Source organism: Amycolatopsis nivea (genome assembly GCF_004522235.1).
In the GTDB taxonomy this organism is placed as follows: Bacteria; Actinomycetota; Actinomycetes; order Mycobacteriales; family Pseudonocardiaceae; genus Amycolatopsis; species Amycolatopsis nivea.
In genome coordinates this window covers 1-10327 of the sequence record NZ_SDLT01000040.1, presented here as the reverse complement: position 1 = coordinate 10327, position 10327 = coordinate 1, and the positions used below count along the sequence as shown (strand labels likewise).

Below are 10327 nucleotides of genomic sequence, written 5' to 3'. Positions count from 1 at the left end.
GGCCTGTCAGGTGAGGGCGAGCGGCAAGGTCCGTCGTACTGCGGCGGCGTGTCCACCGTGCAGCGGCACCACCGAAACCCCCTGCGGCACAGACACTTCCGCCGCCCTCGCTCCCACCCGGACAGCCAGCTCCAGCTTCTCCCGCCCGCCCGGCGTCCGCCGCACGGTCGCCGACGTAGCGGTAAACGCCGCCCCCGGCACCGCCAATCCGAGCGTCCGGGCAAGCCCCCGCGAAGACCGCGGCGAGTAGCACGTCTGCGTGAGCCCGCCCCATTGCCACGCGCGCCAGAAATCCCCGTCGGACTCCGGGTTGCCAGCGGAAACCCCCAGCGCCACCCGGAGCTCGTTGGTCAGCTCGCCAGCCTCCAGCACCGTCGAGGGAAAGCCCGCCTCCGCCAGCGCCACCATCAAGCTCAGCGCCGCGCTCGCCGTGCTCCGCAGCGCCCCCAGTTCGCCGCCGCCGCGGGCGAGGGCGGCGATCGGCGCGTCTTCCGGCCGGTAGCGCACCGCGAGCCAGCGCACCCGGTACACCCGCGAATCCCTGGGCACCGCCCACGTCAGCAACTGCACGGCGGCCAGCGGGATGTCCGGGTTCCGGAACGTCGTGCGGAGGATGGCCAGCAGTTCGTCCGTCGACGGTTCCCCGGCACCGGGCGTGAGGCGCACGATCGCGCTCCAGTCACCGTCGACCTCGGCGACGCCGAAGCGGTTGCCCGCGCGGTCGACGTGCTGACGCACCTTCACCGGACCGGCGATGCGCAGCAAGGCGTCCGGGCTGTCGCGGCGGCTGTCGTGGCGACGCAGCCGATGCGCGAGCCACGTCCACGCCCAGCCGGCGAAATGCCGTCCGGCGACCCGTATCGACGTCGTGACCACCAGCAGCCCGGCCAGCACGGCGATGGTGATCCGCATCGGCTGGGCCAGGCCGTGCACGGTGAACGCGAGCAGCAGCGCCAGCGCGGCGATCTCCCACCCGGCCGCCTGCAACGGGCGGATCGGCAGCAGCCACGGCCACGGCGCGGTGCCCGAAACCCCGGCGGTCCCGGGGACGCGGGCAGGAGCCGGGGCAGGCGGCGCGGACACGGACAACGCATTCCCCTCTTCCCCGGGCGGGGACCCGGCCCCGCGAACGCTAGCGTCCCCGCGCGGGCGCGTGGGCGTAAAAATTACCCTCGTGCGCGTCCGGAGAGCTGTCTAGCCTGCGCGGGAAGCGGATGTGATCTCCAGGGGGCCGGGACAGCGTGTGGACGCAGCGGGACCAGATCCAGGCGTACCAGTTCCTGCGCCGCCGTCTCGTGTCCGCGCTCGTCGCCGCGGACGCCAACCATCCGGTGTCGCCCAGCCGCCGTCTCGTGCTCGGCACGCTGCTCGGCGTCGGCGCGGCGCTGCTCGTGACCGCGGTGTTCGGGGTGATCGGCCTGGTCAGCCCGTCCGGCGGGAAGGACTGGCTGGCCGGCGGCAAGGTGATCGTCGAGGAGGACAGCGGGGCGCGGTTCGTGCTCGGCGCGGACGGCGCGGTGCACCCGGTGCTCAACTACGCGTCCGCGCGGCTGCTCGCCGGCGGCAACGGACACGAGACCGTCACGGTGCCCGCCGAGAAGCTCGGCACGGCCCCGCGCGGCACCCAGATCGGCATCGTCGGCGCGCCGGATTCCTTGCCCAGCACGCTGATCACCACCCCGTGGGCCAGTTGCAGCCGCACCACCCAGGACGCGCCCGCGTCGGCCGAACCGCTCGTCGCCGTGCTGCTGGAACCCGCCGCGTCCGGGGTCGAGCTGCCGCGCGATTCGGGCGTGATCGTGCGCGTTCCGCAGGGCGGCCGGTTCCTGCTCGCGGGCGGCCACCGGTACCGGCTGAGCGACGAAGCCGCGGCGGCCCTGCAATTCGACAGCTACCCGACGATCACCGTGTCCGCGCGCTGGATCGACACCGTGCCGGCCGGACGCGACCTCGGCGAGATCCCCGTCGACGGCGCGGGAAACCCCGGCCCGCGCGTCGGGACGCAGGAGACGCGCGTCGGCCAGGTGCTGTCGGTCGTCGACCCGATGGCCGGGCCCGCCACCGCCTCGACCTACTACCTCGTCCGCCCGGACGGCCTCGAACCCGTCGGCCAGACCGAGGCCGCGCTGCTCGTCACGACTCCGGCGAACGAACCGGCGTATCCGGGCCGTCCGGAACCGGCGCGGGTGCGCGCCGCGGACGTCGCTTCGGTGAAGAAGGTGAGCGAACCCCGTTCCGGCGGCGAGGATCCGGCGGCGTACCCGGACCGGATCCCCGGGAAAGCGCCGATCACCGGCAGCGCGGTGACCCTGTGCGCGCAGAACGGCCGCGTGACGGTCTCGGCGGATCTGCCGGTCCCGCCCGGCGCCCGCGCGCTGCCGGTGCAGAGCCGGACCGACGCCCGGGTCGCCGATGTCGTCTACGTCCCGCCCTCGCGCGGCGCGGTCGCGACCGATCCCGGGTCGGGAACCATTTATCTCGTCACGGACACGGGGCGAAAATATCCGGTGGCGAACGGGACGGCGCTCACGTCGCTGGGCTACGGTTCTGGGTCCGGGCATCCGGTCGCGGGCGGGCTTCTCGCGCTGATGCCGACCGGTCCCGCGCTCGATCCCGCCGCGGCCGGGCAGCCTGCGGGAACGGGGTGAGCGAGCCGGTGACCACGACAGCGCAGCGACCCAGCGACGTGCCGGACCGCCCCGAATCCCCAGCTTCCGGCAGCGTCCACGTCGCAGTGATCGAAGACCATCCGCTGTACCGCCGGTCGGTGGAACGCGTCCTCATGGAGGCCCCGGACGTCGAACTGGGCGCGGTGGTCGATTCGGTCGCGCGCTTCCACGTCGCGCGCCAGCCCGCCGGAAGCGTCGTCCTGCTCGACCTCGGCCTGCCGGGCGTCGCCGGCGCGGCCGCGGTGCTCGAGGTCGCCGAGCTGGGCCATCACGTGCTGGTCGTGTCGGCGCAAGCCGAGCCGGAGACGGTGCTCGCCGCGATCGCCGCCGGAGCCAAGGGATTCCTGTCGAAGGATGTCGACGTCGACGAGCTGCTGATCGCCATCCGCGCGGTCGCGGGCGGCGGCGCGTACGTGTCGGCCGTGGTCGCCGGAATGATCATCAAGGACAACACCGACCGCCCGGTCACCCGGCCGGAAATGGAACTGTCGCCGCGAGAAGTGCAGGTGCTGCGGCTCGTCGCGGCGGGCGAACGGGACGTCGACATCGCGCGGATCCTCGGCATCGGCGTCCGCACCGTGCGCGGCTACCTCGACCGGATCCGCGACAAGACCGGCGAACGGCGGCGCCCCGGCCTCGTGAAGGAAGCGATCCGCCGCGGCCTGGTGGGGAAGGAAACAGTGACGTGAAAGCCGACGAGGGGCGGCGCCGGAGCGGACCCATCCAGGTCGGGGTGATCGAAGACCACCCGCTGTACCGGGACGCGGTCGCGCGCGTGCTGAACGACGCCCCGGACATCGAACTGGGCGCGGTAGCCGACTCCGTGGCGCGGTTCGCGGTGCAGGACCAGCCGAAGGGCAGCGTGGTCGTGCTCGACCTGAAACTGCGCGGCGTCCAGGACGCGGCCGCGGTGCTCGAGGTGGGGCAGATGGGGCACAAGGTGCTCGTGGTGTCCGCGCACGCGGAACAGCCCGAGGTCCTCGGCGCGATGCAAGCCGGCGCGAAGGGCTTCCTGTCGAAGGACGTAGACGGCGACGAACTGCTTCGCGCGATCCGGACGATCGCGGAGGACAACGCGTACGTCTCGCCGACCTTGGCCGGCATGATCATCCAGGACAGCGACGAACGGCACGCGGGACCGAAGATCGTGCTGTCGGAACGGGAAAAACAGGTCCTGCGCCTGGTAGCGGCGGGGGAGCGGGACGTCGACGTCGCGGAGATCCTGGACATCAGCGTCCGGACGGTGCGGTCGTATCTGGACCGGATCCGGGACAAGACGGGAGAGCGGCGAAGGGCGGGATTCGTGCGGGTGGCGATCCGGGAAGGGTTGCTGCGTTGACGGTGAGAGACCCGGCGCGGGCCTACGACTACGACGTCGCGGTGTCCTTCGCCGGGGAAGACCGCGTTTTCGTCGAGGCGGTGGTCCGGGAGGTGGTCGACGCCGGATATAAGGTGTTCTACGACCAGGACGAGCAGGTTTCGCTCTGGGGCGAAGACCTGACCGAGTACCTGCCGAAGATCTACGAAGAACGCGCGCGGTACGCCGTGATGTTCGTTTCCCGGCATTACGCGGCCAAACCGTGGACGAGGTTCGAGCGTCGAAGCGTGCTGTTGCGGGCGATCAATCAGCCGGAACCGTATTTGCTTCCGGTGCGCTTGGACGCGACCCAGCTCGACGATGTCCGGGACAGCATCAGTTACCTGGACGGGAACATCGTCGGGGCGAGCGGCATCGCTAGCGCGATCTGCCAGAAATTGGGCAGTGCCGCCGCGGCGGGAGGAGGCGGGTTCAACGGGTATGTCCCGCGAAACGAGCACGAAGCCACGGTGCTGATCGGCGAGCGCCCCGCGGGCTGGGGATATCTGCTCTTTTCTTATCAGCTGGTGAGCGGGGTCGAGCGGCTGCTCGACGCTTATCTGGACCATCGCATGGGCTTTGCCCATCCGGACGAGTACGTGCCGGTCGACCAGGTTCCGGCGATCGTCCAACGGGAACTCGCCACAGTGATCAGCGTGACCAGGAACTTCGCCGCGGTGCTTTCCGGCGACGCGCACGCTTCCGCGTTCGCCGAAGGCGGGGACGTCCCTCGGATAATCCACATGGCAAGCCGCTACGTCGCGGTCTATGCGTCGTTCCTGGACTGGTCCTACCGGCTCCGCGGTTACGCGACGGAGTCGGACGAGGTCCACGAGGTCTTCGCGGCGCTCGCCCAGTTCGCGTACCAGCCCGTGGAGCGGTTGAGGTCCTTCGTGTACGAGTTCCGTGATCGCATGGACCCTCTGCACGGGCAACTGCTCAACGGCGAGGACATCACGATCCGGCTGAACCTCCCGCTGGAGATCTCTCCCGAGGCGTCAGCCCAATACGATCGCGCTCTCGAGGCGTTCGAACGTCACCGGCTGAGCTGACCGCTCACGACAGCCGCCGGTTGGCCAACGCCCCAGTAGCCGTCCGAGCCTTCCCCGCCACCTCCGGGTCCACGTCCACCACCAGCATCTCCACCCCGGCCCCAGCCTGCGCTTCCACCCGCCCGAAACCGTCCGCCACCAGCGAGTACCCGATGCCGGTCGGCGCCTTCGGATTCACTTCCACCCCGGTCACCGCCGGGTCGGCCTGCCCGCAAGCCGCCACCCAGCAGCCCGAGTCCAGGGCCCGTGCCCGCACCAGGACTTCCCACTGCTCCCGCTTCCCGGCTCCCGCGCCCCACGAAGCCGGGACCGTCACCACGTCCGCGCCGTCGTCGGCCAGGCGTCGGAACAGCTCCGGGAACCGCAGGTCGTAGCAGGTGGCGACCCCGAACACGGTCCCCTCCGCGGAGAAAGTCACGACCTCCGCACCCGGCGCGACAGTGTCCGATTCGGCGAAGCCGAAGGCGTCGTACAGGTGGATCTTGTCGTAGCCGAGATGCTGCCCCAGCCCGGTGATCAGCAGTGTGTTCCGCACCCGCCCGTTGTCCGCTGGCGTGAACATCCCGGCGATCACCAGCACGTCGTGCTCCGAGGCGATCGCGGCGACCGCCGTCGCCCACGGGCCGTCGAGCTGCTGCGCGACCGGGGCGAGCGGGCGGCCGAAGCGGGCCATCGTCGCCTCCGGGAACACCACCACCCGCGCTCCGGCGGCCGCCGCGGCCTCCACGCCGGAGCGAACCGTTTTCAGGTTTTCTTCCGGGTCGTCGCCCGAGTTGAGCTGGCACAACGCGATCCGGGGCACACGAGCCTCCCTGGTCCGGGGACAGCGGGTCGGCATCGAGTATCCCTGCCGGGCGCGCGCGGGCCACCTCGTACCCTGGTGTCCATGTTGAACCGCACCGACCTGCGCGGGCAGGTCCCCTCCGCTGCCGAGCTCCGTGCCGCGCTTCCGCGCGCCGAGTACGACGTGGACGCGGCGCTGCATCAGGTCCGGCCGGTGGTCGAGGCGGTCCGCGACCGCGGGGTCGAGGCGGTCCTCGAGTTCACCGAGCGGTTCGACAAGGTGCGCCCGGAGACGGTCCGCGTGCCCGCCGAAGAGCTGACCAAGGCGCTGTCCGAGCTGGACCCGCAGGTCCGCGCCGCGCTGGAGGAGTCCATCAAGCGCGCCCGGAAGGTGCACTCCGACCAGCGCCGCCAGGACGTCACGACCCAGGTCGTGCCCGGCGGCACGGTCACCGAGCGCTGGGTGCCGGTCGACCGCGTCGGCCTGTACGCGCCGGGCGGGCTGGCGGTGTACCCGTCGACCGTGGTGATGAACGTCGTCCCGGCGCAGCTGGCCGGCGTGCGCTCGCTGGTCGTGTGCTCGCCGCCGCAGGCCGCGTTCGGCGGGCGGCCGCACCCGACGATCCTGGCCGCGGCCGCGCTGCTCGGCGTCGACGAGGTGTGGGCGGTCGGCGGCGCGCAGGCGGTCGCGCTGGTCGCCTACGGCGGCGTCGACACCGACGGCGCCGAACTGGCCCCGGTGGACATCGTCACCGGCCCCGGCAACATCTTCCTCACCGCGGCCAAGCGCCTGGTCCGCGGCGTGATCGGGATCGACTCCGAGGCCGGTCCGACCGAGATCGCGATCCTCGCCGACGAGACGGCCGACCCGGCGCACGTCGCCGCCGACCTGATCAGCCAGGCCGAGCACGACCCGCTGGCCGCGAGCGTCCTGGTGACCACGTCCGAGGAGTTGGCCGACGCGGTCGAGACGGAACTGGCCGCCCGCGTCCCCGCGACGAAGCACTCCGAGCGGGTCGGCCAGGCGCTGGGCGGCAAGCAGTCCGGCGTCATCCTGGTGTCCACTGTGGACGACGGACTGCGCGTCGTGGACGCGTATGCCGCCGAGCACCTGGAAATCCAGACCGCGAACGCCCGCGAAGTGGCCGCACGGGTGCGCAACGCCGGAGCGATCTTCGTCGGCGCGTACGCCCCGGTTTCGCTGGGCGACTACTGCGCCGGCTCGAACCACGTGCTGCCCACCGGCGGGTTCGCGCGGCATTCCTCGGGCCTGTCGGTGCAGAGCTTCCTGAAGGGGATCCACGTCGTGGACTACTCCGAGGACGCCCTGCGCGAGATCGCTCCCCGCGTCGTCGCGCTCGCGGACGCCGAAGACCTGCCCGCGCACGGCGAAGCCGTCACCGCACGTTTCGAAGGAGACGGCCGATGAACGAAGCCACTCCCGGCGGCGAGGTCACCCTCGCCGAACTCCCGCTGCGCGAGGACCTGCGGGGCCGCACCCCGTACGGCGCGCCGCAGCTGGACGTCCCGATCCGGCTCAACACCAACGAAAACCCGTACCCGCCGCCGCCCGAACTGGTCGACGACGTCGCCGAGGCCGTGCGCGCCGAAGCCGCGTCGCTGCACCGGTACCCGGACCGCGACGCGGTGGCGCTGCGCACCGATCTGGCGGACTACCTCACCGTGTCCACCCGGGTCGTGCTGTCCGAGGCGAACGTGTGGGCGGCGAACGGGTCGAACGAGATCCTGCAGCAGATCCTGCAGGCGTTCGGCGGCCCCGGCCGCACCGCGCTGGGCTTCGAGCCGTCGTACTCGATGCACCCGATCATCGCGACCGGCACGCGTACCGACTGGCTGCCGGTGCCGCGCCGCGCGGACTTCTCGCTCGACACCGCGCAGGCCGCCCGAGCGGTCGCCGAGCGGAAGCCGGACATCGTCTTCGTGACCAGCCCGAACAACCCCACCGGCGGGTCGATCCCGCTGGACCAGCTGCGCGGCGTGCTCGACGCGGCCCCGGGGATCGTCGTGGTGGACGAGGCGTACGCGGAGTTTTCGTCGCAGGCCAGCGCGATCGAGCTGATCGCGGAGTACCCGGCGAAGCTGATCGTGTCGCGCACGATGAGCAAGGCGTTCGCCTTCGCCGGCGGACGGCTGGGCTACCTCGCCGCCGCACCGGCCATCGTGGACGCCCTGCAGCTGGTCCGCTTGCCGTACCACCTTTCCAAGGTCACCCAGGCGGCCGCCCGTGCCGCCCTCCGGCACGCCGACGCCACCCTCGCGTCGGTGCACCGGCTCTCCGCCGAACGCGACCGCGTCGTGGAAGCCTTGCTGGGCTTGGGATTCACCCCGGTGCCGAGCGACGCCAACTTCGTCCTCTTCGGACGGTTCAGCGACGCGCCGGCCAGCTGGCAGTCCTATTTGGACCACGGCGTGCTGATCCGGGACGTGGGCATCGAAGGCCACCTGCGGGTGACCGTCGGCACCCCGGAAGAGAACGACGCTTTCCTCGAAGCGAGTAAGGAAGTCAAGCGATGAGCCGCGTCGGCAAGGTGGAGCGCACCACCAAGGAATCGTCCATCCTGGTCCAGCTGGACCTCGACGGGACCGGCCAGGTGGAGATCGCCACCGGCGTGCCGTTCTACGACCACATGCTCACCGCGTTCGGCGTGCACGGCTCGCTGGACCTGAAGGTCGAAGCGACCGGCGACGTCCACATCGACGCCCACCACACCGTCGAGGACACCGCGATCGTGCTCGGCCAGGCGCTGCGCCAGGCCCTCGGGGACAAGAGCGGCATCCGCCGCTTCGGCGACGCGTGGATCCCGATGGACGAAACCCTCGCCCACGCCGCGATCGACGTCTCCGGCCGCCCGTACTGCGTGCACGTCGGGGAACCGGAGCAGTTCAACACCTTCACGATCGGCAACAACTACCCGTTCGTCCTGACCCGGCACGTCTTCGACTCGCTGGCGTTCCACGCGCAGATCGCCCTGCACGTCCGCGTCATCCACGGCCGCGACCCGCACCACATCGCGGAAGCGGAGTACAAGGCCGTGGCGAGGGCACTGCGGGCGGCCACGGAACCGGACCCGCGCGCCGGGGGGATTCCGTCCACGAAGGGCGTGCTTTAACGGCTACGAACGTGCGCGGCGTTGCTGCTGGACGCCGCGCACGGTGGCCGCGACGGGAATGCGGCCCGCATCGAGCAGGAGAAGCGGGAATCGACCTCGCGATATTCAGGTCGGTAATTCGCGGGGAAGCTCGCTCCAGCGGACCGGCACCGCGCACTCGGTTCTCGTTCTGACCGCTCACACACGGAACACCGTCCGCGGAGCGGCATAAGCCACCGGCCCGGGAAAGTGTTCGGCGGCAAGGCGAACCGCGTCGCGGGCGGTGACCGTGTGGCCGAGATGCGTGAGCACCAGTCGTGCGGCTCCGGCAGCCGCGTGGCCCGCTTCCGCCGGAGTCAGGTGTTCCGCGGACGGCTCGATGCTGTCCGCTTCGCACAGGAACAGATCCGTCCCCTTCGCCAGCTCCGAGAGCGCCGAGCACGGCCCGGTGTCCCCGGAGTACGCGAAAGTCCGCTCTCCGTCAGTGATCCGCACCCCGAACGCCGGGAACCCGTGCGACACGGCCACCGTCTCGAGGCGCAGCCCGCCGACTTGGGTCCGATGTCCGTCGTGGAGTTCCCGGACGGCGAACGCCTCCTCGATCGGCGCGCGGCCGGTGTTGCTCAGGAACGCGGAGATCCGCGCCGCCGTCCCCGGCGGGCCGTAGAGCGGGATCGGCCGCCGCGGGCGGAGATCCGCGAACAACAGTGCGTACACCGCCGGTAACAGATCCGCGACGTGGTCCGCGTGCAGATGCGAGATCCAGATCGCGTCCAGCTCGGCCGGCGAGACGTGTTCCTGCAGGGCAGCGAGGGTGCCGGGCCCGGCGTCGAGCCAGATCGCGGTGTCCTCGTGGCGCACCAGGTACCCGGAGCACGGAGCGTCCGGGCGCGGGTACGGCGTCGCGCTGCCCAGTACCGTCACGGTGAAAGCCATGTGGCACGCTAACCCCTGTGAGCAAAGAACTGATCGCGGTCCTGCTGCTGGCCCTCGGCGGCTTCCTGGCCGGCGGGGTCTACTCGCTGTGGAAGACCGCGAAGTTCTTCGCCGTGGTGCTGGGCATCGCGGCAGTGCTGGCGATCGGCGGGGCCATCGCCTGGCTGGTCAGCTGACCACTCCGGGATCTTCCCGCTTCCGACGCACGCTTCCCGCACTGTTGACGCGGGTCTGCTCGCCGACGCGGGCTTGGGTCGCCGACGTGGACCTGCTCGCCGACGTGGACCTGCTCGCCTACGCGGACTTGGCCGCCGACGCGGACCTTCTCGCGCAGGCGCGTGCCCGCGCCTGCCCTGTGCCGCCCAGCAATTGATGCGGACTGAGGTTCACCCCGGGTCGTGGACACCGAGTTAGCAGGAT

Annotated in this window: 12 protein-coding genes; 9 read left to right on the top strand and 3 right to left on the bottom strand. The window is 71.2% G+C overall.

The genetic code is table 11. The annotated features are described in order from the left end of the window. Nucleotides 1-6: 6 nt before the first annotated feature. The gene (locus tag EIZ44_RS35075) at nt 7-1089 is read right to left on the bottom strand and encodes a type VII secretion protein EccE (RefSeq protein WP_134733480.1); all 1083 of its coding nucleotides are present in this window, start codon (nt 1087-1089) and stop codon (nt 7-9) included. 152 nt (nt 1090-1241) lie between these two features. Here EIZ44_RS35075 and eccB point away from each other — a divergent pair, with 152 nt between their 5' ends. From eccB to EIZ44_RS35055, 4 genes are read left to right on the top strand one after another with little or no spacing between them, the layout of a single operon-like run. Further along, a complete protein-coding gene (gene eccB / locus EIZ44_RS35070) occupies nt 1242-2648 on the top strand; it encodes a type VII secretion protein EccB (protein ID WP_134733478.1) in 1407 nt (468 codons plus the stop codon). Between the two features lie 38 nt (nt 2649-2686). After that, nucleotides 2687-3358, top strand: a complete 672-nt coding sequence (locus EIZ44_RS35065) for a response regulator transcription factor (RefSeq protein WP_037810075.1) — start codon at nt 2687-2689, stop codon at nt 3356-3358. Next, nucleotides 3355-4008, top strand: coding sequence for a response regulator (locus EIZ44_RS35060; RefSeq protein ID WP_037809611.1), 654 nt, complete (start codon nt 3355-3357; stop codon nt 4006-4008). Before EIZ44_RS35065 ends, EIZ44_RS35060 begins: the two co-directional genes overlap by 4 nt. A 2-nt stretch (nt 4009-4010) precedes the next feature. Beyond that, nucleotides 4011-5078, top strand: a complete 1068-nt coding sequence (locus tag EIZ44_RS35055) for a TIR domain-containing protein (protein WP_240691507.1) — start codon at nt 4011-4013, stop codon at nt 5076-5078. 4 nt (nt 5079-5082) lie between these two features. Here the strand turns inward: EIZ44_RS35055 and EIZ44_RS35050 are convergent, their stop codons facing one another. Then, nucleotides 5083-5880, bottom strand: coding sequence for a carbon-nitrogen hydrolase family protein (locus tag EIZ44_RS35050; RefSeq protein ID WP_134733474.1), 798 nt, complete (start codon nt 5878-5880; stop codon nt 5083-5085). 84 nt (nt 5881-5964) lie between these two features. Between EIZ44_RS35050 and hisD the strand changes: the two genes are divergently transcribed. From hisD to hisB, 3 genes are read left to right on the top strand one after another with little or no spacing between them, the layout of a single operon-like run. Further along, nucleotides 5965-7290 (top strand): histidinol dehydrogenase, encoded by a 1326-nt coding sequence (gene hisD / locus EIZ44_RS35045; protein ID WP_134733472.1) that lies wholly within the window; start codon nt 5965-5967, stop codon nt 7288-7290. Further along, nucleotides 7287-8396 (top strand): histidinol-phosphate transaminase, encoded by a 1110-nt coding sequence (locus EIZ44_RS35040; protein WP_134733470.1) that lies wholly within the window; start codon nt 7287-7289, stop codon nt 8394-8396. Before hisD ends, EIZ44_RS35040 begins: the two co-directional genes overlap by 4 nt. After that, the gene (hisB, locus tag EIZ44_RS35035) at nt 8393-8992 is read left to right on the top strand and encodes an imidazoleglycerol-phosphate dehydratase HisB (RefSeq protein WP_037367102.1); all 600 of its coding nucleotides are present in this window, start codon (nt 8393-8395) and stop codon (nt 8990-8992) included. The genes EIZ44_RS35040 and hisB overlap by 4 nt, the downstream gene beginning before the upstream one ends. A 177-nt stretch (nt 8993-9169) precedes the next feature. On the opposite strand, the gene EIZ44_RS35030 is transcribed toward hisB, so the two are convergent. Continuing rightward, entirely contained in the window at nt 9170-9907 is a 738-nt protein-coding gene (locus EIZ44_RS35030) for an MBL fold metallo-hydrolase (protein ID WP_134733468.1), read from the bottom strand. Between the two features lie 17 nt (nt 9908-9924). Here EIZ44_RS35030 and EIZ44_RS44955 point away from each other — a divergent pair, with 17 nt between their 5' ends. Continuing rightward, the gene (locus EIZ44_RS44955) at nt 9925-10083 is read left to right on the top strand and encodes a CG2302 family histidine operon protein (RefSeq protein ID WP_162836028.1); all 159 of its coding nucleotides are present in this window, start codon (nt 9925-9927) and stop codon (nt 10081-10083) included. A 44-nt stretch (nt 10084-10127) separates the two neighbouring features. Then, nucleotides 10128-10280 carry a hypothetical protein gene (locus EIZ44_RS44950; protein ID WP_167754372.1) on the top strand — a complete coding sequence of 51 codons (153 nt, stop codon included), beginning with the start codon at nt 10128-10130 and terminating at the stop codon, nt 10278-10280. Nucleotides 10281-10327 lie beyond the last annotated feature (47 nt).